Source organism: Bacillus sp. PK6-16 (assembly GCF_056530295.1).
The window spans coordinates 4,636,455-4,662,962 of the sequence record NZ_CP096511.1; the positions used below are offsets into that span (position 1 = coordinate 4,636,455).

Annotated in this window: 27 protein-coding genes; 4 read left to right on the forward strand and 23 right to left on the reverse strand. The window is 35.9% G+C overall.

All coding sequences use genetic code 11. From position 1 onward, the window contains the following. Positions 1-6: 6 nt before the first annotated feature. From M1D66_RS23890 to M1D66_RS23920, 7 genes are all read right to left on the reverse strand, one after another. Positions 7-942 carry an ABC transporter permease subunit gene (locus M1D66_RS23890; RefSeq protein WP_001074641.1) on the reverse strand — a complete coding sequence of 312 codons (936 nt, stop codon included), beginning with the start codon at positions 940-942 and terminating at the stop codon, positions 7-9. A gap of 2 nt (positions 943-944) precedes the next feature. Then, a complete protein-coding gene (gene rbsA / locus M1D66_RS23895; RefSeq protein WP_002163845.1) occupies positions 945-2,429 on the reverse strand; it encodes a ribose ABC transporter ATP-binding protein RbsA in 1,485 nt (494 codons plus the stop codon). Between the two features lie 18 nt (positions 2,430-2,447). After that, positions 2,448-2,843: a D-ribose pyranase gene (gene rbsD, locus M1D66_RS23900; protein ID WP_000716136.1), complete on the reverse strand. Its 396-nt coding sequence runs from the start codon at positions 2,841-2,843 to the stop codon at positions 2,448-2,450. Beyond that, positions 2,840-3,736: a ribokinase gene (rbsK, locus tag M1D66_RS23905; RefSeq protein ID WP_001132860.1), complete on the reverse strand. Its 897-nt coding sequence runs from the start codon at positions 3,734-3,736 to the stop codon at positions 2,840-2,842. Before rbsK ends, rbsD begins: the two co-directional genes overlap by 4 nt. Before the next feature lie 13 nt (positions 3,737-3,749). Then, a complete protein-coding gene (rbsR, locus tag M1D66_RS23910) occupies positions 3,750-4,721 on the reverse strand; it encodes a ribose operon transcriptional repressor RbsR (protein WP_000104020.1) in 972 nt (323 codons plus the stop codon). Between the two features lie 137 nt (positions 4,722-4,858). Then, positions 4,859-6,472: an MDR family MFS transporter gene (locus tag M1D66_RS23915; protein WP_000437639.1), complete on the reverse strand. Its 1,614-nt coding sequence runs from the start codon at positions 6,470-6,472 to the stop codon at positions 4,859-4,861. A 19-nt stretch (positions 6,473-6,491) separates the two neighbouring features. After that, the gene (locus M1D66_RS23920; protein WP_001132365.1) at positions 6,492-6,950 is read right to left on the reverse strand and encodes a MarR family winged helix-turn-helix transcriptional regulator; all 459 of its coding nucleotides are present in this window, start codon (positions 6,948-6,950) and stop codon (positions 6,492-6,494) included. Between the two features lie 269 nt (positions 6,951-7,219). Between M1D66_RS23920 and glpT the strand changes: the two genes are divergently transcribed. Beyond that, entirely contained in the window at positions 7,220-8,569 is a 1,350-nt protein-coding gene (gene glpT / locus M1D66_RS23925) for a glycerol-3-phosphate transporter (RefSeq protein ID WP_000466385.1), read from the forward strand. 118 nt (positions 8,570-8,687) lie between these two features. Here glpT and M1D66_RS23930 read toward each other — a convergent pair whose 3' ends face one another. From M1D66_RS23930 to M1D66_RS23945, 4 genes are all read right to left on the reverse strand, one after another. After that, the gene (locus M1D66_RS23930; RefSeq protein WP_000834733.1) at positions 8,688-8,804 is read right to left on the reverse strand and encodes a DUF4027 family protein; all 117 of its coding nucleotides are present in this window, start codon (positions 8,802-8,804) and stop codon (positions 8,688-8,690) included. A 203-nt stretch (positions 8,805-9,007) separates the two neighbouring features. After that, positions 9,008-9,430, reverse strand: a complete 423-nt coding sequence (locus M1D66_RS23935; protein ID WP_000277999.1) for a universal stress protein — start codon at positions 9,428-9,430, stop codon at positions 9,008-9,010. Positions 9,431-9,495: 65 nt separating this feature from the next. Beyond that, a complete protein-coding gene (locus M1D66_RS23940; RefSeq protein WP_086384871.1) occupies positions 9,496-10,947 on the reverse strand; it encodes a SulP family inorganic anion transporter in 1,452 nt (483 codons plus the stop codon). 156 nt (positions 10,948-11,103) lie between these two features. Beyond that, on the reverse strand, positions 11,104-12,351 hold the full coding sequence (locus M1D66_RS23945; protein WP_086384870.1) for an ArsR family transcriptional regulator: 1,248 nt from the start codon (positions 12,349-12,351) through the stop codon (positions 11,104-11,106). 175 nt (positions 12,352-12,526) lie between these two features. On the opposite strand from M1D66_RS23945, the gene M1D66_RS23950 reads away from it, so the two are divergent. Both M1D66_RS23950 and M1D66_RS23955 read left to right on the forward strand, forming a co-directional pair. Further along, positions 12,527-13,204, forward strand: coding sequence for a response regulator transcription factor (locus tag M1D66_RS23950; RefSeq protein WP_000565485.1), 678 nt, complete (start codon positions 12,527-12,529; stop codon positions 13,202-13,204). Between the two features lie 11 nt (positions 13,205-13,215). Next, positions 13,216-14,607, forward strand: a complete 1,392-nt coding sequence (locus M1D66_RS23955) for a sensor histidine kinase (RefSeq protein WP_000822526.1) — start codon at positions 13,216-13,218, stop codon at positions 14,605-14,607. A 13-nt stretch (positions 14,608-14,620) separates the two neighbouring features. On the opposite strand, the gene M1D66_RS23960 is transcribed toward M1D66_RS23955, so the two are convergent. Beyond that, positions 14,621-15,142 carry a dihydrofolate reductase family protein gene (locus M1D66_RS23960; RefSeq protein WP_242554872.1) on the reverse strand — a complete coding sequence of 174 codons (522 nt, stop codon included), beginning with the start codon at positions 15,140-15,142 and terminating at the stop codon, positions 14,621-14,623. Positions 15,143-15,206: 64 nt separating this feature from the next. Here M1D66_RS23960 and M1D66_RS23965 point away from each other — a divergent pair, with 64 nt between their 5' ends. Next, the gene (locus M1D66_RS23965; protein WP_186327235.1) at positions 15,207-16,202 is read left to right on the forward strand and encodes a helix-turn-helix transcriptional regulator; all 996 of its coding nucleotides are present in this window, start codon (positions 15,207-15,209) and stop codon (positions 16,200-16,202) included. Between the two features lie 29 nt (positions 16,203-16,231). Here M1D66_RS23965 and M1D66_RS23970 read toward each other — a convergent pair whose 3' ends face one another. The 11 genes from M1D66_RS23970 to M1D66_RS24020 form a co-directional block, all read right to left on the reverse strand. Beyond that, a complete protein-coding gene (locus M1D66_RS23970; RefSeq protein ID WP_000185121.1) occupies positions 16,232-17,650 on the reverse strand; it encodes a hypothetical protein in 1,419 nt (472 codons plus the stop codon). Then, positions 17,616-18,173, reverse strand: coding sequence for an RNA polymerase sigma factor (locus M1D66_RS23975; protein WP_000869271.1), 558 nt, complete (start codon positions 18,171-18,173; stop codon positions 17,616-17,618). The genes M1D66_RS23970 and M1D66_RS23975 overlap by 35 nt, the downstream gene beginning before the upstream one ends. 159 nt (positions 18,174-18,332) lie before the next feature. Further along, positions 18,333-18,794, reverse strand: a complete 462-nt coding sequence (locus M1D66_RS23980) for an HIT family protein (protein WP_002023251.1) — start codon at positions 18,792-18,794, stop codon at positions 18,333-18,335. 36 nt (positions 18,795-18,830) lie between these two features. Continuing rightward, positions 18,831-19,208 (reverse strand): OsmC family protein, encoded by a 378-nt coding sequence (locus tag M1D66_RS23985; protein WP_006918002.1) that lies wholly within the window; start codon positions 19,206-19,208, stop codon positions 18,831-18,833. Then, positions 19,183-20,610 carry an amino acid permease gene (locus M1D66_RS23990; RefSeq protein ID WP_001187097.1) on the reverse strand — a complete coding sequence of 476 codons (1,428 nt, stop codon included), beginning with the start codon at positions 20,608-20,610 and terminating at the stop codon, positions 19,183-19,185. Before M1D66_RS23990 ends, M1D66_RS23985 begins: the two co-directional genes overlap by 26 nt. 203 nt (positions 20,611-20,813) lie before the next feature. Beyond that, positions 20,814-21,458 carry an amino acid ABC transporter permease gene (locus M1D66_RS23995; protein WP_000345978.1) on the reverse strand — a complete coding sequence of 215 codons (645 nt, stop codon included), beginning with the start codon at positions 21,456-21,458 and terminating at the stop codon, positions 20,814-20,816. Then, a complete protein-coding gene (locus M1D66_RS24000) occupies positions 21,459-22,115 on the reverse strand; it encodes an amino acid ABC transporter permease (protein ID WP_086384866.1) in 657 nt (218 codons plus the stop codon). 62 nt (positions 22,116-22,177) lie between these two features. Then, the gene (gene glnH, locus M1D66_RS24005; RefSeq protein WP_000916491.1) at positions 22,178-23,008 is read right to left on the reverse strand and encodes a glutamine ABC transporter substrate-binding protein GlnH; all 831 of its coding nucleotides are present in this window, start codon (positions 23,006-23,008) and stop codon (positions 22,178-22,180) included. 12 nt (positions 23,009-23,020) lie between these two features. Continuing rightward, on the reverse strand, positions 23,021-23,752 hold the full coding sequence (locus tag M1D66_RS24010) for an amino acid ABC transporter ATP-binding protein (RefSeq protein ID WP_006917993.1): 732 nt from the start codon (positions 23,750-23,752) through the stop codon (positions 23,021-23,023). 132 nt (positions 23,753-23,884) lie between these two features. After that, positions 23,885-25,345: an alanine/glycine:cation symporter family protein gene (locus M1D66_RS24015; RefSeq protein ID WP_033693388.1), complete on the reverse strand. Its 1,461-nt coding sequence runs from the start codon at positions 25,343-25,345 to the stop codon at positions 23,885-23,887. A 159-nt stretch (positions 25,346-25,504) separates the two neighbouring features. Beyond that, positions 25,505-26,476: a phosphotransferase enzyme family protein gene (locus M1D66_RS24020; RefSeq protein ID WP_000401644.1), complete on the reverse strand. Its 972-nt coding sequence runs from the start codon at positions 26,474-26,476 to the stop codon at positions 25,505-25,507. Positions 26,477-26,508 lie beyond the last annotated feature (32 nt).

Below are 26,508 nucleotides of genomic sequence, written 5' to 3' on the forward strand. Positions count from 1 at the left end.
CCTCCATTACGCTTCTTTTCTGCGATCAATTAATACAGCTAGTAAGATTACAAGTCCTTTTACAACTTGTTGGAAGAAAGAAGATACACCTAATAAATTTAAACCGTTATTTAGTACACCAATAATAAGTACACCGATGAATGTACCAACAATCCATCCTCTTCCCCCAGAAAGACTTGTTCCACCTAATACAACTGCTGCAATTGCATCTAATTCGTAAGAAGTACCTGCAGTCGGCTGTGCAGAATCTAATCGTGATGTTAAGACAATACCTGCAAGCGCTGCCAAAATTCCGGAAAGACCGTAAATCATTACTTTAATTCTCGTAACATTAATACCTGATAGTGCTGCTGCTTCTTCATTTCCACCAATTGCAAATGTACGGCGACCAAATGTCGTTTTCTTCAAAATGAAGTACAGTACTGCGAAAGCGATCATCATTGTAACAGCTGGTACCGGAATACCAAGAAAATAACCGCGGCCAAACATTTGGAACATTAAATGATCACCAAGACCAGTGATCGGACGTCCGTCCATATAAACAAGCGTCAACCCACGAAAAATAGTCATTGTTGCTAAAGTTGCAATAAATGGAGCTACTTTTCCTTTCGCAATGATGATACCGTTTACAATTCCCATTACAAGACCTGCTAATAGTCCAACTGCCATTGCAAGGAACGGATCCATGCCACTTGCCATCATTCCAGCAACAAGTGCACTTGATAATGCTAAAATAGAACCTACCGATAAGTCAATACCCCCTGTTAAAATTACGAAGGTCATTCCGAATGCAATAAGCGCATTAATCGATACTTGACGCAGTATATTAAATAAATTTGGAATTTCAATAAACGCTGGATTTAAAGCTGTAATTACGACGATAATTAATACTAAACCAATTAAAGAACCAAGTTGTTGTAATACATTCCCCTTCTTAGCCATCCTTACTCTCCCCCTGTAGCTAGTGCCATAATAGACTCTTGTGATGCCTCATCTTTCCCTAAAATTCCGCCGACTTTTCCTTCATGAATAACAAGAACTCGATCACTCATCCCTAAAACTTCCGGAAGCTCAGATGATACCATAATAACGGCATCGCCTTGCTCTGTAAGCTTATTCATAATAGAGTAAATTTCTTTTTTCGCTCCAACATCAACACCCCTTGTTGGCTCATCTAAAATGAGTAATTGCGGATGAATGCCTAGCCATTTTGCGATTACAATCTTTTGCTGATTTCCACCAGAAAGAGATTTCACTGCCTGCTCTCCGCTAGATGCTTTCACATTAAGAAGCTTCATCATATCCTCTGTAAACTGTTGTTCTAGCTCGTTGCTTAGAACACTTCCCTTTGAAAGACTTTCTAAATTCGGTAAAGCTAAATTTTCTCGAATTGAAAAATCTAACACTAATCCTTCAGACTTTCTATCTTCTGTAATGAAAGCAATTCTTTGTCTAATTGCATCTATTGGACTATCAATCTTTACTTCTTGTCCATTTATAAAAATTTGTCCAGAGTCTAAAGGTTCATAACCAAATATCGCTTTCATAATATCAGTGCGACCAGCCCCCATCAAACCAGCTACACCAAGGATTTCACCTTTCCTCACTTGAAACGAAACATTTTCAAATTTCCCTTTCTTCGTTCCGTTACGCATTTCAAAAATGACATCACCAATTTGACTATTTCGCTCTGGGTAACGTTCACCAATGCTGCGCCCCACCATCATACTCACTACTTCATCAAATGATGTTTCTGGAATTAATCTCTTTCCCACGTATTCTCCATCACGCAAAATCGTAATAGCATCACATATTGAGAAAATCTCTTCCATACGATGCGAAATGTACACGAATGAAACACCTTCTTTACGTAACTTATTGATTACTGTAAAGAGCGTTTCGATTTCACGATCCGTCAGTGCCGCAGTAGGTTCATCCATAATAATAACGCTCGCGTTTGTCATTAATGCTTTCGCAATTTCGATAATTTGCTGTTGTCCAACCGATAATTCCTCTGCTAACATAGCGCCTCTTACATGCAACCCTAACTCCGCTAGTTGCTGCTGCGCAATCGCATTCATTTGTCGAGTGCGTAAAATACCTGTTTTCCCGTACATTAACTCTTTACCGAGAAACATATTTTCAGCTACTGTTAAATTCGGCAATATGTTTAGTTCTTGATGTATAAATGCGATGCCGTACTCTTCAGCTTCTTTCGCATTTTTAAAGGTGCGCTCTTGCCCATCAATCGTGATTGTCCCACCATCTTTTTTGTATACACCTGTTAAAATCTTCATGAGCGTTGATTTACCCGCTCCATTTTCCCCCATCAATGCATGGACTTCTCCTGTTTCAATCATAAACTGTGCATTCTTCAAAACAGGATTTCCATTGAACGCCTTTGAAATGTTTTTCATTTCAATATGCATTCCCATCACTTCCCTTTATTAAAAAATCACGCCTGCATGTAAAATTACATTTGCATAAGGCGTAGCCTCGCCTGTACGAATAATCGCCTTCGCTTTCTTTGTATGCGCTTTAAATTGCTCATGAGATACATACTCAAATGCTGGCTCTATTAATTTCTGCTCTATTTCTTTATTTACTTCCGCATTATTTATAATGACTTCTTCTGCTAACGTCACTTTTTCGATTGCCATATCATCAGCTACCACTTGCAATACATCTAAAAAGCTAGGTTTTCCAATCTCAACAGCTAAATCAATTCGTTTTACTCCATCCGGAATCGGTAACCCGCAATCAGCAATTACAATCGTATCTGTATGCCCAAGTGAAGCAAGGACTGCTGCGATTTCACTATTTAATACACCATGCTTTTTCATCCAACAATCACCTGCACTTCACGTACTCGATCTCTCGTTGGCATACCGCCCTGTGCTCCAAGTTTCGTTACAGAAAGACCACCGGCAATATTCGCGAAACGAATTGCTTTTTGAAGTGTCTCTCCTTCAGAAAGTGCAACTGCTAACGCACCATTAAATGTATCACCAGCTCCAGTTGTATCCACTACATCAACAGCAATGCTAGGAACATGTACAATCTCCGTGCCATTATGGAAACGAACACCGTTAGAACCTTCTGTCATCAATAATTTATTGGGATACTTCGCCAATAAATCTTCAATTGGTGATGTAAAATCATCTAATACGATGCGGCACTCATGTTCATTTGGCGTAATATAAGTTGCCTTTTCTAAAATGTCTTCTGATAAAACTTGTGCTGGCGCTGGATTTAACATAACAGGAATATTATGTTCCTCACAAATAGCCAATACATATTTTACTGTTTCAAGTGGAATTTCTAGTTGAAGAACAACCATATCCGCTTTTACAAGAAGGTCTTTGGAGCGATCTACAACTGACTTATTTACAAGAGCATTTGCCCCTTGTACGACAACAATACTGTTATCTTCTTCTGCTAAAACGATATGAGCAATTCCTGTCGTTCCATCTGTAACCGGTACCACATAATCGATAAAAATGCGTTCGTTCTCTAGATTTTTTCTAACTACTGTTCCATAATCATCATTTCCTACCGCTCCAACCATTGCTACATTTGCTCCTAATCTAGCTGCAGCAACTGCTTGGTTTGCCCCTTTCCCTCCTGGGATTGTATGAAACGCTTCACCAATTACTGTTTCTCCTGCTTTCGGGCGTTTTTTTGAAACAGCCACTAAGTCCATTGAAATGCTTCCTACTACTGCAATATTTGGCATCTGTTTCATCTCCTTACTTCGTTGTATTTCGTTCTATAATTTCAATCGGCAAACGATAATGTTTCTCTTCTAATGTATTTCCTTCCATTTGCTCTAACAACAACTCTGTTGCAATTTTCCCCATTTCATATATCGGTTGTGCAACTGTCGTAATAGAGGGATACATCATTTCCGTTAAAGAAATGCCATCAAATCCGATAATTTGTAAATCATCTGGAATGGCAATCCCCTTTTGAAGTGCCGCCTTTACAATACCGATCGCAATTAAATCATTCCCAGCAACAATACCATCAATATGCGGGTATTCTTCTAATAATTCCATCGCTACACGCTCACTATTTGCTGGATCAAACGTACTCTCTGCAATCATATACGAAAGATTATTTTGCGTAATAACGTCTACAAAACCTTCAAAGCGTTCATTTGCAGTACTCACATCACGTGGACCGCGAATATGTGCAATATGTTTACATCCTTTATCTAGTAACAACTTTGTCGCAGCCTGACTTCCTGCATAGTTATCTGCATATACAGTAGGAATACGCTCATTAAACATACGGTCAATCGCAACAACCGGAACAGATAAATTCATGTAATTAACACTATTTTGTGGATTTGTTGCTACAATAAATCCATCTACATTATTTTGTCTAAGTACATCAATATATTGTTTCTCTTTTTCTAAACTTTCATCAGAGTTACAAAGGACAACTGTGTAACCTTGTTTATGTGCTACATCTTCTACGGCACGTGCAACTTCCGGAAAGAATGGATTCACGATATTTGGAACAACTAAGCCAATTAAACGAGACTTTTTATTATACAGTGAACGCGCTACTGTACTAGGCTTATAATCTAACATCTCAATTGCACGTTCTACCTTTTTTAATGTATCTTCGTGAACATATCCATTTTTATTTAGAACCCTGGAAACGGTCGCAACAGATACTTCCGCTAATTTTGCAACGTCTTTAATCGTACTCATTCTCTTTTCTCCTCATTTCATGTAACCGTTTACAGAAAATAATATAACGTATTTCTAAAAATACGTCAATCATTTCTCACTAAAAAGCTTTTAAGGTTATACTCAAAAAAGCACCGCCATAAGACGATGCTCCTTCATTACGAGTATGATACAGTTTTTTCTTTTTCTTCTAAAGCAGGCTCTTCAGCATCTTTTTTACGATCTGATAGTTTAATTTTTTGTAGGAAAATCGTAAAGATGGCACCTACTACGATAAATACTAATCCTGTTAAGAATACAGTATGAAGCGAGTCTACTAAAGAGTTTTTCAAAATAGGTACAATGCTGTTAGCGAACGCTTCTGGCATTTGTTTTAATGCCTCTGGGCTAAATAGCATTGAATATAAACCTTGTGGATCTGTGTGAATCATATCTTTAAATTTCGTTACCATTTGTCCCGCTTCTTTCGGGAATGTATCTAATACAGGTACTAAATTTTTTGTTAATGTCGTACCTGAAGTGTTATTCATAATTGACCCTAAAATTGTAATACCAAATGTACCACCGATTTGTCGGAAGAATTGACTTGATGACGTTACGACACCAAGGTCTTTTTTCGGGAAGCTTTCTTGTAACGCTAATGTTAATGTAGGCATTACAAGACCCATTCCTAAACCGATAACCATCATATAAGAAGTAGCTGTAAGCTTCGTTGTGTGCATATCCATCGTTGTTAATAACCAGAAACCACCGGCCATAATAAGCATACCTGCGATAATTTGTGGTTTTACACCAACTTTTAATACAAGTTGCCCACCGATAATACTCATCACAATCATTGTAATCATCATTGGAGTCATAATTGTTCCTGATTCAGCAGCACTTACTCCTACAATCCCTTGCATGAAGAATGGTACGAACATAATCGCACCGAACATTCCAATACTCATAAAGAATCCAATCGCATTCAGTATTGTAAATGTGCGATTTTTAAAGAAGTGCATTGGTAAAATTGGCTCTTCAGCTTTCGTTTCAACGATAACAAAGCTAACGATACCAATTACAGCTAGTGCAAATAAACCGATAATTTGCCAAGAATCCCATGCATAATCTTTTCCGCCAAACGTTAGCGCAAGTAATAAACTTACAACACCGAGAATCATCGTAAAGATTCCAGCGATATCAATTTTAATTGGTCCTGTTTGTTTATGTGATTTTAATCCCATTGCAATAAAGATTGTTGCTAAAATACCAACCGGTAAGTTAATGTAGAATACCCATCTCCAGTTCACTGCATCTACAATCCAACCACCAACTTGTGGTCCAATTACAGAAGCAAGGCCGTATAACGCCCCAAAAATACCTTGCCATTTCGCACGTTCTTTTCCCGTGAACATATCTCCAATAATAATCATAGCCATTGGCATCATAATACCGCCACCAAGACCTTGAATACCACGGAAAATAATTAATTCTGTCATACCATTTGCCATACCACATAACGCCGAACCAATCATGAAAATAACTAGCCCTGTTATATATACGTTACGACGACCAAGTAAATCAGCTAATTTACCTGCAATTGGTACAACTGTCGTTGATGTTAACATATAAGCTGTTGTTAACCATGTCATTAAGCTTAATCCACCTAGGTCACCGACGATACGTGGCATTGCTGTACCGACAATTGTTCCATCTAATGCAGCAAATAGCATCGCGATAATTAAACCGATTAACAACAACTTTCTATTTTGATTTTCTTGTTGCTCCATGTAATCTCCTCAATTCCTCTTAGTTATTCTCTTTTTTCTCTTGTGTCCCGCAAATAATGGTTTCTAACTTCTCAAAGAGACGTAATAAATCTTCTCTTTCTTGCAACTCTAAATGTGAAAAGTATTTTGCAATATGCTCGTTACGAGCTGTCATTGCCTCTTCTACTCTAGCTTTCCCCTTTTTCGTTAACTCGATGATGACAACGCGACGGTCATCTTTGTCGTGATAGCGTTCTACAAGTTCTTGATCGATTAGACGATCAATCATCACTGTAATCGCGCTAGGCTTCACATACATCTTTTTCGCTAATGTTGTCGCTCTTGAAGCCCCATAATGATCTAGAATCTTTAAAATATAAAACTGCGGTGGTGTAAGTCCTGTCGCTTGCATTTGTTCTAATAACTCCGTTTGCATTTTCTTTCCAATCGAAAAGGCAAGAGCTTGAATTTTATCGATATGCGTCATATCATTTGGCATGTTATCCACCTCTTATTTAAACAATAAAATATTTAATGTATTTAAATATTAATCCCACGAATAAAATCCGTCAATACTTTTATTCATAAAAACGTTTACATTTTTGTCACAAAGTTGTATAATTTTCGACGAAGTTAATATTGACAGTCACGGAGAAACGGAGTACACGGCTATGAATCATAAAAAAGGAAACTTTTTTATATTTCATGGCCTTTTTATGTTCTCTGTCTTAAAACGCTTCGAATTAATTAGGGGAGGATTTTCATTTTATGTTTTTCACACAATTATTTAAACCTGCGCCCCACGCGGAACGCTTACCAGCTGATCGCGTTGATAGCGAATACCGTAAATTACGTTTACAAGTATTCTTAGGTATCTTCATCGGTTATGCAGGTTACTACTTTGTTCGAAAAAACTTTTCACTAGCAATGCCATACTTAATCGAGCAAGGCTTTAGTAAAGGGGAACTTGGGGTTATCCTTTCAGCAGTTTCTATTGCTTACGGATTAAGTAAATTTCTTATGGGTATCGTATCCGATCGTTGTAATCCTCGCTACTTTTTAGCAGCTGGGCTATTTTTATCAGGTATCATTAATATTATTTTCGGCTCATTTTCTTTCATTACAACGAGCATTATACTTATGTTTGTACTTCAGTTTTTAAATGGATGGGTACAAGGTATGGGATGGCCTCCTTGTGGTCGTACGATGGTTCACTGGTTCTCTATTAGCGAACGTGGTACAAAAATGTCCATTTGGAACGTCGCTCATAATGTTGGCGGAGCGCTTATGCCTTCCCTTGTAACATTAGGCTTATACTTCTTCGCAGATGACTGGAAAAGTATTTTTTACTTCCCAGGTATTCTTTCAATTTTAGTTGGTATTTATGTATTAATTACGATGAAAGATACGCCTCAATCTTGCGGACTACCTTCTATTGAAGAACATACTGGGGAATATCCACCAGATGAAAAAGTAAAAGATCGCGAACGCGAGCTTTCAGTAAAGGAAATTTTATTTAAATACGTATTAAACAATAAGTTTTTATGGTACATCGCTATTGCGAACGTTTTCGTATATTTCGTACGTTACGGCGTTGTAGACTGGGCTCCTACTTATTTAGTAGAAGAAAAAAGCTTTACTCATAGTAGCTCACGTACTGCTTACGCTCTATATGAATGGGCTGGTATTCCAGGTACACTTCTTTGCGGATGGATGAGTGATAAACTATTTAAAGGACGTCGTGCACCTGCTGGTATTTTATTTATGGTTGGTGTATTTATCGCAGTTCTTGTTTACTGGTTAAACCCTCCTGGTAATCCAATGGTTGATAGTATCGCACTTGTCGCAATTGGATTTTTAATTTACGGACCGGTTATGTTAATTGGTCTACACGCTCTAGATTTAGCACCAAAGAAAGCTGCTGGAACTGCAGCAGGCTTAACTGGATTCTTCGGTTACTTAGGCGGAGCAGCTTTCGCTAGTGCAGCTATGGGCTTTATCGTAGATGCATTCGGATGGGATGGCGGATTCATCTTATTACTTGCATCTTGCGTACTTGCAATGTTCTTCCTTGCTCTTACTTTAAATACAGGGTCAGTAAAATCAAAACAAGCTTAAATAACATATAACAAGCATAAAAATAGCTCTTAGCATTTACATACATGCTAAGAGCTATTTTTTATTTTCATTGCTGTTCCTACTAATGATAACAACCAATTCCTTCCCTACTATAAAATTAAAAGATTTGATGAAACACCTTTATTAAAACAGCTAACGTAACAGATGCAGCAAATCCCCCTAAACAAATAAGACTGACACCTTGGCTATATGACAAATTTTGAAATGATTTCATTGCTTCCATCCTCCCTATCTCCCCTTTGATACTTTTATTTTACCAATGGGAAAAATTTCATAACATCGATTTCTCTAACAACTAACTTACAAATTTGTAAGTTAACATCTTTTCAACTTATATATCTAGTATTTCCACAAATAAGAGTCATTTATACATAAAAAAAGACCTCAGTTATACTAAGATCTTCGTTACATTCTATTTCATTTTACAATCATCACTGGACATTTCACACGCTTTGCTATTTTATGACTTACACTTCCCAGCACCATTTCTTGCAATGTATTTAACCCTCTACTCCCAGCAATAACAAGATCTATATCTCCTGTATTTACGTATTGAACAATTGTATCTCCAGGATCACCATGTAATATCGTAATTGTATAAGAAATGTTCTCTTTCTTTAATAAACCTTCAATCTCTTTTAATTTATCTTTTCGACTAGCTGATATTGTTTCTAAATCTGTTTGACCTTGTATAATATCTGATTTTGCCGTTCTATTATCTACTACGTACACAACTTCAACATTTGTTTCTTCGCTACATTTTGCAATATATGTTGCATGTTCCGCTGCTCGAAGTGCATGTTCAGAACCGTCACATGCTAATATAATTTGTTTGTACATATGCTGAATCCCCTTTTCGTTATCCTACTCGTATTATATAATAAAGCCCCCTAAAAAGGAGGCTTTTAACTAGCAATTCTTTTATTATAAGTAGCTAAATTTGCAACAAGTTTTGAGCTACGTTCATTTAATCCTGTTATACTTACTTTCACACCACTTTGTTCATACTTCATGATAACTTTATCAATTGATGCCACTGCTGAATCATCCCATACGTGTGCGTGAGTAAAATTCAACTCAATTTCTTTTACATCTTTCTCAAATGAAAAGTGATTTATAAGGTCCGCTGTAGATGCAAAGAAAAGTTGACCATGAATTTCGTATATTTTCTTATTTTCAATATATAAATGTTTCACGTGAATCTTTGCCATATTGAATGCAAATAAAACCGCACTAATTACTGTTCCGATAATTACACCTAATGCTAAATTATGTGTAATTAGGACAATCACAACTGTTACGATCATAACAAATGAGTTTCCTTTTGGTACTTTATGAATTGTTGTTACAGAGTTCCAATCAAACGTTCCAATTGAAACCATAATCATAACTGCAACTAAAGCTGCCATCGGAATATGAACGACATAATCTCCTAAAACGAATAGTAATACGATTAAAAATCCGCCCGCTACAAATGTTGATAGGCGACCTCGTCCACCTGATTTAATATTAATAACAGATTGACCGATCATTGCACAACCTGCCATTCCTCCGAAGAAACCAGCAACAATGTTTGCGATCCCTTGTCCGCGTGCCTCTTTATGCTTATTACTTTCCGTATGCGTCATATCATCTAAAACTGAAGCTGTTAATAATGATTCTAGTAAACCGATAATTGCAAGCATAACTGCATACGGTAAAATAATCCCTAATGTCTCAAGTGTAAAAGGCACGTCAGGAATACTAAAGAACGGTAATTCTTTCGGCAAGCTTCCCATATCTCCTACTGTTTTCAACTGTAATCCGCTCATAAGTGCAATACTCGTCACAATAATAATTGAAATAAGCGTAGAAGGTACAACCGTTGTAATACGTGGAAATAAATATATAATTGCAAGTCCTAATACAACGAGTGCATACATTTGCCAAGTTGCATTTTTAAAATGTGGCAATTGCGCTGTAAAAACTAAAATTCCAAGTGAATTTAAAAAACCACTCATAACAGATTTCGGAACAAACTTCATAAATGAGCTCAGTTTGAACACGCCAAAAATAATTTGGACAATACCTGTTAATATTGTTGTAACAAATAAATATTGCAAACCATAATCTTTAACAAGCGTTACCATTAATAATGCCATTGCACCTGTTGCAGCTGAAATCATTCCAGTTCTCCCGCCAACAAATGAAATGGTAACTGCAATACAAAAGGCTGCGTATAGTCCAACTGTCGGATCCACGCCTGCAATAACAGAGAAGGCTATCGCTTCAGGGATTAATGCTAAAGCAACGACAATTCCTGATAACACGTCCCCTCTCACATTAGAAAACCAGTCATTTTTTATCGTTTGAAACAAAATACCACTCCTCTACTCCTTTATAATTTGATTTTCTCCATAAGAAAATCTAGCCGACTGCACGAAAGCTATTATATAACGAGTAGAAGATTTTTTGCTATGTAAAAGTTCCCTAAAGAAAAAGACACTACCTTAGTAGCATCTTTGCTCATTTCATTAATGTCCACCGTGTCCTTGACCACTTTCCTGAGCAATTTCTAACCTCTCATCTAGTATTCCTTGTGTTTCAAATGAAATATCACTCGTACTTCCTAATAAGAAACTGTGATTATATGGTCCAAGTGTTGGATCATCTTTGAACTTCGGCTGAATGCTTGCAAGGAAGTCATACACTGGTTGTGAAGCTTTACCTTCTTCTAATAATACAACAGGTGCATGTTTACCCATATGTGAAAAAGGTGCCCCAGCAACTGCTAAATCTGGTGTTTTACTTGAAACAAATGATAAACCGTGACCAGGTTTTGTGAATCCCCAGCCAAATTTTGTTTTTTCATCTTTAAATTTAGCGAACGCAATCGAGTTTTCTGTAGGGGTCTCTCCACTAATACGCGTTACTTTCCCGTATTTGCTTAGCTCTTTTTCTACTTCTTTTGAAACAATTTTTTCTGGCCCTAATACATATATATTTGCTTTATCTTTTCTCATTTTTAGTGCCTCTATTGTCGCTTCTGGCACTTTATTCTTTTCTGTATAGAGTAGTGGTTCCGGCATATGAGAAATCCAATTTACAGCGGGGGTTGTATATAAACGTCCTTCTTCTGCAGACGAACCGATAATAACACTATTTGGGTAGCTTCCTGTTATATCGGCATACTCCTTATCAACATCCTTCGCAAATATAGCTGGGTCCGTTTCTTTTATTTGTTTTACTTTATAACCTTTTAATTGTTCAAGCGCGCTAGTACCCACATCTCCCATCACCATAATTTGTGTTCCATCTTTCGTTCCGATTGGATTTAATCGTTTTATTTCTTTTAACGTCATTTCCGGTATCTTTTCTTTTTCTATAAATAAAATGGGCCCGTTATTCGGATGATGAATAAGATCTGCACTCGCAATACCTAATTGCCACTCGCTTGCTGGTACTAAAATAACAGCACCTGGCTGGTTCTCCTTATGAGTTGCTGGCCATATCGTTTGCGAAGTTAATACTGCCATTTGCGAAGGATCATTTGTGTTTAATCTCGTTACATTTTTTAAACTTGTCGTTAATAAATCATTAGATGCACCTTGGTTCATTTCTTTTGGCGCCGTTACCTCCTGATTCATTTTCATTTCCTTTTGCTCTGTTTTCTTCTCTTTTGTAGATTCATGGTTTTTATGGTCTGTATTCGTTTGTCCGCATGCAGCAAGACCAACTGCTGTAATTATTGTTATCCCAAAAATTCGGGTCATTTTTTTCACTATACCGCCTCCGTATTAATCATTTTTGAGCCAATATGATTACCTAAAATGTAATTTCAACTCCACAATAACAAGCAATTCTGAAGAAATTATGCAGACACATCATAATCTGCACCATTTCTTCATGATTTTGCATTACACTTTAAGTAACGATTATAAATATGGAGGGCTCTCTATGATTGATATACTGCTCGTAGACGATGAACCGAGAATGCTTGAATTATTAACGCTTTATCTTACACCAATTGGATATAACTGCGTATGTGCGACTTCAGGAGAAGAAGCTATTTTACATATAGAAAATCGAAACTTTAAATTTGTTTTACTCGATATTATGATGCCAAAGATGGACGGATGGGAAACGTGCAAAAAAATCCGATCTTTTAGTAACCTTCCTATTATTATGGTTACAGCTCGTGATCAAACAGTAGATGTCGTTCAAGGATTAAAACTTGGAGCCGATGATTACGTAACGAAACCTTTCCATGAAGAAGAACTTTTCGCAAGAATTGAAGCCGTTTTAAGACGTACAAATGAACATAAACAAATCCAATATCACGGTATTGTATGGGATGAAACAAAACACTTCGTTTCTGTCCATAATGAAGAACTCCTTCTCACACCAATTGAATTTTCTTTACTCGGATTATTTTTACGCCATGTGAACTACGTATTAAACCGTGATCAGCTCATCGAACGAATTTGGGGATTAAACACAAATACAGAAGATCGCACAGTCGATTCACATATTCGTAATTTACGTGATAAATTGCGAAAAGCAAATTTTCCTATTGATCATCATTTAAAAACCGTGTATGGAATAGGTTATCGATGGATTGATACTGAACAGTAAGGGGCAAAACGATGAAACGAATTTCAATTCAATTCGGATTTTATTTTTTAATTGTTACACTTTTAATTGAAAGTGTTCTCTTTATTTTGCTCTATTATAGTCTTGTAAACACTAGAGTAAATGAAGAAATGACAGCTTTATTAAAGCGAGGAAATAGTCATCGAGATGTACTTGAAAAATATTACGATGAGCAAACCATCTCTCACGTAGCATTAATGGAATCTGAAGCTGAAACAACTGTCGTTATTACAAATGCAAATAAAGAAATACTAGCTAAATCTAACGAAATAAACACGACTATAAACGATCATATTAGTAAAATGCAAACTCGAACAGACCATAATGGAGCGATTATAGAAAATCATTGGAAAACATCTAATTATATATGTACAGTTAGCCCCATTGTAGTAGATGGAAAACATGAAGGCTATGTGTACATGTTTCTTGGAACAGAATCAATTGAAAAGTTAGTTAATGGATTAACGAAACAATTCATTATTGCTGGTGCCATCACATTTCTACTCACAGTCATCACAATTTTCCTATTATCACGTTTATTAACAAAACCATTGTTACACATGAAACATGCAACTGAAAAAATGAGTAAAGGCGATTTGTCCGTTTCGTTAACGACTACTCGTAATGATGAAATTGGTGAACTGGCATCATCTATTCAAACGCTCGCAAATGATTTGCATTATATGAAAACAGAGCGAAGTGAATTTCTAGCAAGTGTTGCTCACGAATTACGAACACCGTTAACATACGTAAGAGGTTATGCTGACATTGCTTTAAAAGAAAGCACCCCTTCTGAACAACGTTTGCGATATTTATCAATTATAAAAGATGAGTCTGATTACATTACAAACTTAGTTCAAGATTTATTTTCACTTGCACAAATGGAACAACATAACTTTTCTATTCAAGTAAAGGAAGTGCATTTACACACCTTCCTTACGCGTATATGTGAAAAAGTAAACGCCATGTATAAAGAAAGGTACATTAAAGTTTCTTTCTCTTGTCCTCCTACACTGCTAGTAAACTTAGATGAACAACGATTCGAACAAGTTGTGGTGAATATTTTAAATAACGCTTATAGACATTCAAAAGAGCATTCTCATATAAACATTTCTGTTACAGAAGAACATAAACATATTTCCATTGCAATTGAAGATGAAGGCGAAGGTATTCCGCTTGAAGACCTCCCTCACATTTTTGACCGCTTTTATCGAGTTGATAAAGCAAGATCACGAGCTACAGGTGGAACTGGTTTAGGACTATCTATCGTGAAAGAAATTGTAGAGTTACACGGCGGGACGATTACTGTCACGAGTGAAGTTGATCATGGATCTTGTTTTATCATTTCATTACCATCTGTAAAGAAACACGACTACCATCAGTAGTCGTGTTTCTTTATCATTTTACTTTATAATATAAATTTACAAATTGCCCAAAACGTTTCGTATCCGTCAAAGTTAAATTAATTTCTGGGTTCTTGTCTTGAAATAACGGAACTCCAGAACCTAATATATGCGGTGTAATCGTAACAATATATTCATCAATTAGATTATTCTTAAAGAATTCTCTCAGTAGCTCTCCTCCACCAACCATCCATATTTTAGATCCTTCTTTTGCTTTTAACCTTTTTGTAAACTCCACTACATCTTCATTTACAAACTCTACGTTTCCGTCTGAACCTTTTTCTGAACGAGAAAAAATATAACATGATTTATCTAAGTACGGGAATGTTTCCGTATGCTCTACTACATAGTCGTACGTTTTCTTTCCCATAATTATTGTATCAATTGTTTCATACATTTCTGTATAACCGTTATCTCCCTCTCCTTCTGTTTCCATTAACCACTCTAAATCATCACTTTCTTTCGCAATATATCCATCTAAGCTCGCCGCAATAAATAAAACTATTTCACGTGACATATCTTTTCCTCCTTGCATCTCACCTTGATAACATATGATGTAAACAATATACTAACAATAAAACATGACAATTTATGTCATGTTAAAAAGAAAAAAGGTGATACATTTGTCAAAAGCTAAACGCTTATTAGATATTCTTATATTTGCTTCTGCCAAAAAGACATTTACAGCGCAAGAAATAGCTGATGAATTTAATATCTCCGTTCGTACTGTCCATAGATACATTTTAGATTTAAGTGATATGGGGTTGCCCATTTACGCAGAACAAGGTCGTAACGGCGGCTATAAAGTATTAACGAATAGAGTAATTCCGCCTATTTTATTTACGGAAGAAGAAGCAGTCTCTATCTTTTTTGCTTTTCAATCTTTAAGTTACTATCGCGACTTACCTTTTAACACAGAAATCAATTCCGTTACACATAAACTGTATAGCTCCCTACAACATGATGCAAAAACGAAAGTTGATAAAATACGTTCTTACATCGCTTTTTGGAATCCGAAGCGCACAATTGATACACCTCTTTTAAACGAAGTGTTAACCGCGGCTATTGAAAATAAAAATTTACACTTTCAATACGAATCTAAATCGGGGTTAAAAACAAAACACGTTCATCCTATCGGTGTATATGCTCATGACGGGCTATGGTATTTACCGTCCTATGACTTCAGTAGAAAAAAAGTATTACTGTATCGCGTTGATCGTATTCTTTCTATATTATCAACAGAAGAAAGTGAAAGTACGTTCATGAATTTAGAAGAATGGTTTGACTCTAGCTCTAACGTCATAAACATTCCTATCCAGTTACATGTTTTATTAACGACAGAAGGTGTGCGCCAATGTAAAAGCGTGCCTTACCTTGAAGAATTCGTTGTAGTAAATGAGGACGGGACAGGATATATACATTCAACAATTGATAAAGGTGAAATTAATTTTATTACCCCTTTATTTTATAGGCTTGGAAAAGATGTACAAGTGTTAGAACCGAAAGAATTAATAGATGGTTTACGTATACGTGCGAAAGAAATTTTACATATGTATGAAGACGAAAAAAGCTGCTAGATGTAAGCAGCTTTTTAGTCTCTTTGTTACTATTGACGAATATCAATCCACCAACGATATGATGCATTCATATTTTCAGTACTTCCATTCCCTCTGTAATGGAAAGCATCAAGGAAGATTGAATCTAGTTTATCCTCATCTACAAAATAACCTAAGTTAACTTTCACCGTTTGTCCTGGTGTGATACTGCCAATATTGTAAAAGCTTTTCCCGTCTCCATGAGGCTCTAAATAATCAACTTCGCCCGTCATAATATTTTTTTCTGCGATTCCATCTTTCCCAGCATACTGCCATGCATTTCCTTTATCTTCAAGAACTTTTATAGATGGAGTCATATAGATTTCTTCTGTCGCCTGTTTACCTATATTTTTCACTGTTGTTGTCAGGTAGACAAATTTAGGATGAATTAATTTTGATTCTACTAATTGATCAATTGAATCTTTACCATTTCCAATTTTATATTTATCCCTTCTATATGGTATCAATTTTCCAGCTTGATCCAAAGCTTGATTCCTGCTTAGTATTCCTAAGCCCATTTCATTAAAGTTCTCTTGTTTAAAATCTTTGATTGAATCAAAGGCTTCAACTTTTTCTATCACATATTCAATTTGACTGTTATCCATAGATATCGTTACTGGAACCTTTTGCCCTATATGAAATAGTCGTTTGCTATCCTTCTTCAAAGGAATTACCTTAGTTGTTTTACTTTCTTGGCTAAAATACTTTTTATCATAATCGCTTATATATGATGACTTTTCTTTTGACGTGGGCTCAAGTGAAATGCTCCCTAGCACATCTATCATTTGTTCTTCGTTTATATCATTTCCAATATAACTTTGTAACATAATTCCTTCTTCCTCAAAATAGAGAAAAATTACTCTATTAAACATTAAATCTTTATTACCATTTTCTCTATAAACAATTACTGCCTTCTTACCATTTATCTCTTTTTCTTCATAATTTTTCGAGTACAGAGTTGGAAAATCTGAATTCCCTCCTACTCTCCAAAGAACGAATGAAAATCCACCCATTGCGTAGTTATCTTTAAAGGAATATTTCATAGCAGAGTCATCAATTGCTTCCATATTTTCTGGCAATTTACCAATCTTCAACTTATACCACTGATCACTCTTTTTCGAATCCTTATTTGTTAAGGAAACATTTACTTCGTAATTTTGTTTCTGAACAATCATATTATAGACTTTTACTGCACCAAAAACGGTTGTCGGCATACCAATCAATAAGCAAGCAGCAGCGATTAACATACGATGTTTTTTACGCTTTTTCTGTGGTTGTCCATTTTTCAGCTTCATTTCCTCCATAAACAACTTCTTTTTGCGCGTATATGTATGTGAAAATTCATGTTGTTCTTTGAGTTTATCAAAATCATCTAAAGCAATTTTTTCAGCAAGTTCATATATTTCTTTGGAGTTCTTTGAATTCGTCATGTTTTATACCTCCTATCATATTTTGGACTCGTTTTCGAGCACGCTCAAACTGCTTGCGGACATTGGCCTCGTTTATCCCCATGACACTTGAAATTTCTTGATACGTTAAGTTATAGAAGACTTTGTACTTAAACACCTGTCTATTAGACTCATTTAACTCTTTTAACAATGCATCAATTTGAACCTCGGACATTACACGTTTTTCCCACTCTTCAATATTTTCATCTACTGCTTCTGTTGATTCTCTTTCGTATTCTTCTAAAAATGTTTCATGTCGTTTGTTTTTCCGGTAACTATCAATCGCCTTGTTTTTCGCGACCCTCAAAATGTAGCGTTTAAGCTCTTGAGTAGCCAAGCTATGGAGCTTTTCCAAGTTCTTATAAAGAGTAATAAACGTCTCTTGAACCGCATCTTCAGCCTGTTGAATATTATTTAAAATAGAATACGCTACATAATAAATCTTTTGTTCATACAACTCATATAGCTCTTCCATCTTTTCATAATCGTTGTTTGTAACTTTCATATAATTCCTCCTCTCACTCTATATAACGAATAAGCGCTATACTTTGTGACACTGCAAAATCTTTTTATGTATAAAATTTAATAATAGAATAAACAAAAGCCCAATTTCTCTATTTTAACTGAGAAATTGGGCTTTTTAATATTAGAATTTTCCTGACCGCTACGCCTTTTCAGTAAGCAGCATATGCTCTATCGCTTCTTTTAACAAATTCTTTGTCTCTTCCAAGTTATGATTCTGCTTTTCTGCTGGCTGTACCATATAAAACTCAGCAAACGAACGCTCTTTATATCTTGGTACGACATGCATATGATAATGTGTTAACTCGTTAAATACTCCACCATTTTGACAAACTGTAATTCCGTCAGGTTTATATAATACCTTAATCGCTTTTGCAATCAGCTTAGAAGCATCCATAATGGATTTTGCTACAACATCATCTAATTCGTCTACTTCTACAACATGTTGCTTTGGCACAATTAAAGTATGTCCTGTATAGAAAGGTTCATGATCTAAAAAACATGTTACATAGTCATCTTCATATATTTTATATATTTTTTCCTCTTCATTTGCTAATTTACAACCTAAACATTCCATCATACTTTCTCCCTTTATTAAAAACATAAAAACGTGAGAGCCGTATTCTCACGTTTTTATGTTTCATTTTATTAGTTCAATTGTTTCCGTAACCTTTATACTATCTTTTACAGATTGAACAATCGTACAATTTTTCACTGCAAGTTGCAGCGCCTTGTCCAGCTGCTCTTCTGTAATGTTTTGCGCTTTAATTTTATAGTGCAAATGAACACTTTCAACTGGCTTCGATAAAGCTTCACTTCTACCAATTTCAGTTTCGATTGTAAACGTATCATATGTAATACGTTTCTTTTCTAAAATTGTTCGAAAGACAATTGCACTACATCCTGCGATAGAAGAAATGAGTAATTGTAACGGTGAATACCCGTTTTCTTTTCCAATCGCTAATTGACCATACGATAAATCTGCTTCTATATCATCGTGTTTGATTGTTAGTTTCATTTGTTTTTTCCATCTCCACTTTCATCGGTTTCTGCCGTTTCTTACTAATATAATAATATATATAGCAGAAAATGATAAATGGAATACCACAGTATAACGCCATTCTTTGTTCAGGAATAAACGCTAAACTAATAACAACAATGCTATTTGTAATTAAGGCTAAAATCGGGACAATTGGGTATAGTGGTGTTCTATACTTTAAGTCCTCTAACTTTCCTCCGCCTTTTATATACTGACTTCTAAAGCGAAGTTGCGATAGAGCAATAATGATCCAACTTGAAACAGCCGATAAACCAGCTATCGATAATAAATACATGTATACTGTATCTTCTGCAAGGAAACTTGTGAATAGAGATAATCCAGCTACCGCAATCGTTACGACTAGCGCTGTAATTGGAATACCACGCTTATTTACTTTCTGGAAGGAAGTTGGTGCCATTCCCTCATTTGCAAGTGACCATAGTATACGCGTCGCTGCATATAATCCAGAGTTCGCTACAGATAATAACGCAGTAATAATAACGAAGTTCATAATATCAGCTGCGTATGGAATACCAATTTTATCAAATACGACTACGAATGGACTTTCAATTACGCCTGCTTCTTTCCAAGAAATTAATCCTACTAAAATCGTCATTGTTAAAATGAAGAATAACATAATGCGCCATACCGTATTACGGATCGCACGTGGAATTGTTTTTTCTGGATTTTCACTTTCTCCCGCTGCAATCCCGATTAACTCTGTTCCCTGGAACGAGAAGTTAACTGTAATCATTGTAAGTAATACGGCAGCTAGTCCATTCGGGAATAATCCACCATCGCTTACAAAGTTAGAGAAAAGAGGTGCTGCTTCTTTTCCGTCATATGATATAAACCCTAATAATGCACTACCACCAAGAACAACAAATGCAAGAATTGTAATTACTTTAATACTAGAGAACCAAAATTCTAATTCAGCATAACTTTTCGCCGAAATTGCGTTTGAAGCATATAAAATAACGCCGAATACAAGGCACCATACCCAAACATCAACATTTGGAAACCATCTTTTCATCATTAAACCGATTGACGTTAATTCTAGTCCTACTGTTACTGCCCAGCCAAGCCAATATAGCCAGCCGATCATAAAACCCGTTCCTGGTCCAATAAACTTCGTCGCATACTTTTGGAAAGATCCTGAAACTGGCATTGCTACCGTTAACTCTCCAAGACAAAGCATTGTTAAATACATAATAAATCCGCCTACTAAATATGAAAGGATGGCTCCCCCTGGTCCAGCCTGATTAATGGTGTAACCTGAACCTAAGAAAAAACCAGTCCCGATTACACCACCAAGTGCGATCATAAATAAATGTCTACTCTTCATCGTACGATGTAATTTCTCATTCGTTGGTTGCTGCATCTAAATCCTCCCCCTACCATACCCCTATATCCTGTTAAAATTTTCTGATAATAAAAATATACACGAAAGCGATTACATTTTCTATATAAAATTAAAACTTTTCTGATAAAACAATATAAAAATCGAATTATCGCAAGATTTAGATTCTATTTAGAGGAAAATAAGGAGAAACAAGGAAAAAACCCTTACATATATTGTAAGAGTCAACGGAGTTCTAATCTTCTCGATAAAATTGATAAACTATAATTTACTATAAAGTACATACAAGCTACTACTATAAACGTCGGAATCATGTAATTCACATTTTGCCCGCTAATAATTTGAGCATTATGAATAAGCTCTGGTAGTGATATAACGACTGCTAGCGCTGTATCTTTCAGCAATGAAATAAACTGACTGACAAGTGGCGGGACCATTCTTCTTAATGCTTGTGGCAAAATAATATGCCACAGCGCTTGAACATACGTTAATCCGGAAGACCTCGCTGCTTCGATTTGCCCTTTTTCGATAGATAATAGACCACTTCGAACAATTTCAGATATCATTGCAGCTTCAAATATTGTTAAAGCAACAATTGTAGCTGTTATAATTTCTAATTTCAAGCCTGCTTCTGGAAGTGCAAAATACGTGAAAAATATAATTAACAGTAGTGGTAAGTTTCGAATCACTTCAACGATAATTCCTAATATTTGTGAGACGACAGGTATTTTCGTGTAGCGCAATATTCCTATTACACTACCGATAATAAAGCTAAGTACAATTGCTACGAGCGCTACCTCTAACGTTATAAGTAATCCTTTTAATAAAAATAGAATATGATCCCCTGTAATTGCTCCCTTAAAATCCATTTACACCGCCTCCTTTGCTAAGCGTTTTTCTAAATAACGCACTAGCATACTGAGCGGAATTGTTAATATTAAATAAAACATCCCGACAAATATATAAACATCAAACGTAACAAACGTCTTCGTTGAAATTAAATCTCCTTGATACATTAAATCAGCACCAGCAATAATTCCAAGTATTGAAGAGTTTTTAACTAAATTGAGAAACTGGTTTCCTAAAGGAGGAATTACAATTTTCATTGCTTGGGGTAAGACAACATAATACATCGCCTGCACATACGTTAGCCCTGAAGAGCGAGCAGCTTCCATCTGCCCTTTCGCAACTGATAAAATACCGGCGCGAATTACTTCTGCAATAAAAGCTGCCGTATATACCGTAAGCGTAACTGTTCCTGCTACAAAACCATTTAAAGTAATTCCTATTACAGGTAAAGCAAAATAGAATATAAATGCAATTAATACAAGTGGAATATTTCTTACAAACTCCACAAAAGCTGATCCTATCCAATTTAAAATGCGAATAGGTGCAATACGCATTACTGCCAAAATTACTCCTAAAATAAAACTACCTATCAATGCAATTACACTAGACATAACTGTATATTTAAACCCTTCTAAATACATATCAATGTTATTCGTTAATATAGAAAAATCAGGCACATATTCTCCCCTCTTTCTTTACAAGAAGAGGATGAGTACTCTCATCCTCTCACTTTTACTATCTACTTTTCTGGTTTTTGTCCAATCCACTTCTCATATAATTTGTCATACTCCCCGCTTGCTTTCATGTCTTTAATTAAAGTATTAATCTCTTTCGTTAAATCATCTGCCCCTTTTTGCACTGCAATTCCATACGGTTCATCTGTGAAAATTTTTCCTACTACTTCATAATTAGAATCTTGTTTTGCCATTCCGTAAAGGATCGCATTATCTGTCGTTAACACATCACCTTTACCTGCCTTTAACGCTGTAAATGCCTCACTATAATTTTCAAACTCTAATACAGTCGCTTCTGGTGACTTTTGACGAATGTTATTTGTAGATGTTGATCCTTTTACAGCTAATACTTTAACGCCTTGTTTTATATCATCGACGCTCTTAATATTGCTTCCTTTTTTCACAAGTAACGATTGTCCTGCTTTAAAATATACATCTGAAAAATCCACTTCTTTTTTGCGTTCTTCCGTAATTGTCATTGTTGCAATAATTGCATCAATATCACCATTTTTCAGCATTGGAATACGTGTTTTAGACGTTACTTCTTTCAGCTCTAGCTTCTTTTCATCTCCAAGAATCTTTTTCGCCAGTGCCTTCGCGACATCAACATCGAATCCTTCTACCTGCCCTGTTGAAGGATTTTTTAATCCAAATAAATTCGTATCATTCTTCACCCCAACTACTAATTTCCCTCGTTTCTTAATTTGCTCAACAGCCCCGCCTTGCTTCGTATTTGTTTCCTTTGCCTCATCTTTCTTACTTCCGCATCCAGCAACAACAAGCACGAATAAACATGAAAATACGATTAAAGTAAATAACTTTTTCATTTTAAGCATGAAATTCCTCCTCTAATGATTTAGCACCCGACTTAAAAATAAACGAGCTCTTTCTTGTTCAGGGTTTGCAAAAAAGTTCGCCGGTGTTGTATCTTCAATAATTTGACCATCATCCATAAATAAGATCCTATCTGCTACCTCTCTAGCAAATCCCATTTCATGCGTGACAACGACCATTGTCATCCCTTCTTTAGCCAGTGCTTTCATAACATCAAGTACCTCTCCAATCATCTCTGGATCAAGAGCAGACGTAGGCTCATCGAATAGCATAATTTCCGGCTGCATTGCAAGTCCTCTAGCAATTGCGACCCGTTGCTGTTGTCCTCCGGATAATTGATGCGGATATACGTTAGCCTTCTCCGGGATTCCTACTTTCTCTAAATAAAACATCGCTGTTTTCTCTGCTTCTTCTTTGGAAACTTTATTTACTTTAATCGGTGCTAATGTAATATTTTGCAGAACTGTTTTATGTGGGTATAAATAAAAATGTTGAAAGACCATGCCAATATTTCGCCGCAATTCATTCATGTCCGTTTTTTTATTGTGTACCTCTGTATTTTGTACAATTAATTCTCCATCTGTAATTGCCTCTAATTGATTTATACATCGAAGCAATGTACTTTTTCCTGATCCTGAAGGCCCGACAACTACTACCACTTCGCCTTTTTTCACTTGCACATTAATATTTTTCAAAACTTGAAAGTTACCATAATATTTATTTACATTACGAAATTCTATCAACATACTCCCCCTTCCCCTAACAATGCATGTACATTCTTTTTATATTCAAAAATAGTCCCAAAAATAACTTTTAGCTTCAATTTGTCCATAAAAAAAAGCAAAGGGTTTCTCCTTTGCTTCTTCATTTTTATTCGATTAAGATACTTCTTCTTTCTTATCTTTCCCGTATTCATGCTCCCAAAAATCAGCATTTTTAATTCCTAATGGCCCTGGATCGAATACTGGATCTTTTCCTTCTTTTTTCTGTTTTTCATAATCCTTTAATGCGACTAATGCAGGTTTTTGTAACAATAAAATCGCAATGATATTTACCCATGCCATAATTCCTACCCCAATGTCGCCTAAAGCCCAAGCCGTTGCTGCTGTTTTTATACATCCATAGAATACAGCTCCTAAAAATACAAACTTTAGTACCATAGACATCCAAGGACGGTCTTTATCGCGATTTAAGTACGCAATATTCGTTTCTGCAATGTAGTAATACGCCATAATTGTTGTAAACGCGAAGAATAATAACGAGATTGCAACGAAACCATTTCCAAATCCAGGGAAAACAGATTCTACCGCCGCCTGTGTATATCCTGGTCCTGGCTGAGCGCCGTTTAGTTTATTAACGATAAAGTTTTTTCCGCTTGCATCAAATACGTTATACATGCCTGTAATAATCATCATAAATGCTGTTGCTGAACAAACAAATAATGTATCAATGTAAACGGAAAATGCTTGTACTAAACCTTGCTTAGCTGGATGTGATACTTCGGCTGCAGCTGCTGCGTGTGGTCCAGTCCCTTGTCCTGCTTCATTGGAATAAATACCACGTTTTACCCCCCAAGAGATTGCTAAACCGATAATACCACCGAAAGCAGCTTCTAATGCAAATGCACTTCTTATAATTAACATAAATGCTTCTGGCAATTTTTCAATATTCATAGCAACAATGACGCAAGCTACTAAAATATAGCCTATTGCCATAAACGGTACGACAACTTGCGCTACGTTAACAATTCGCTTTACTCCACCGAAAATGATAAGAGCTAATACGACAACTAATATAGCCCCTGATGCGGTAGTATTAATACCAAAAGCAGTTTCTAAACTTACAGCAATACTATTTGCTTGCACACCTGGTAGTAAAAGCCCCGTTGCAAGAATTGTCGCTGCAACGAATACTAAAGCATACCATTTCACACCTAAACCTTTTTCAATGTAATAAGCAGGTCCACCACGAAACTGTCCTTGATGTTTCGTCTTATATATTTGCGCGAGTGTTGATTCTACATAAGCTGATCCTGCTCCTAAAAAGGCTACTGCCCACATCCAAAATACAGCTCCTGGTCCACCGAATGCAACGGCTGTTGCTACCCCAGCGATATTTCCTGTTCCAACACGTCCTGATAACGAAAGTGCTAACGCTTGGAATGAAGAAACACCAGCTTCTGATTTTTCTCCTTGAAATGTCAGCTTCACCATTTCTCCTACATGTCTTACTTGTAAAAACTTCGTTCGAATAGAAAAATATAAACCTACTCCTAAACATAAATAAACAAGTGCTGGACTCCAAACAATATTATTTAACCAATTTACGAAAGCTTCCAACATTCCCCCTCCTCTTTTATAAAGAATATTCAGAATATATATAAAATTATAAGTGTATACCGAATCTAGGACAATATTATTTTAATAAAGTAAACATATTTTTGTATAAAAAAACAAAGTATATATTTGTTTTATATACTTTGTTTTGAACTAAATGTATTATATATTCACAATTGCTTCTCTTTTAATAATTCTTTCGTATAGCTCTTCTGATAATTTCAAGAAGTTATCAGGCATATCTTTCCCTTTAAACTTCTTTTGAAGCGTTCCATATAAACCTATATCACGTAAACGTAAAAATAGTGGTAACGATTCATACCAACTATCCGCCAGCCTGTGCTCATACTCATATCCTTTTCGTAACACTTGTAACTGTTTACGAGCAAAATCTGTCTTCTCTTCTGCTGTCCACGGTGTAAATAGAACAGAGTAGTATAAAACCATCGCTAAATCATGTATAAAGTAATTATAAGCAGCATCATCAAAATCAAAGATTGTTAGCTCTTTACCATCATAATGAAAATTACCTTGATGAATATCACCGTGCATAAGACCGAACGTTTCTCTTTCAACTGGAAGAGCCTTAATTTCATCCATTAATACCGCTGCAATCTCTTTCACTTGACCATCTTCTAATTCATTAACAATTCCACTTTCGTCTTCTTCCCACGTATCACGGTAGTCTGTTTTAGGATAATCCATTGTAAGGCGATGCAGTTGCCCAATCGCTTTTCCCCAAGCTTCAAAATAAGCATCTCCCCAATAAGGCGATTCTGCTCCTTTTACTTGCTCACCTTTTGCATATATAAATAAAGAAGCGAAAAAGAAAGTCCCATCCTCTGCTACGATTTCTTCTACAAGATTTCGAGACGTTGAATAAAGAGGTCCTGCTACCTTTGCCCCATTCTCCGCAACATATCGTAAAAAATCTAGTTCAGCCTCTACCTCTTGTTTAGAACGATGAGAAGAATGTGTTAAACGTAATACATAATCTTCATCATTATCACCCTTCGCCTTAAAAATATAATTCTCAAAATCTCCAAGTGGCTTTTCTTCTACTGTTACATGAAACAAATTCGCTGCTCTTTTTAAAATCTCTTTCGTAAAAACACGTTCTACAGCTATTTCCATATATATCCCTCCTATATATCTTCTTAATTCGA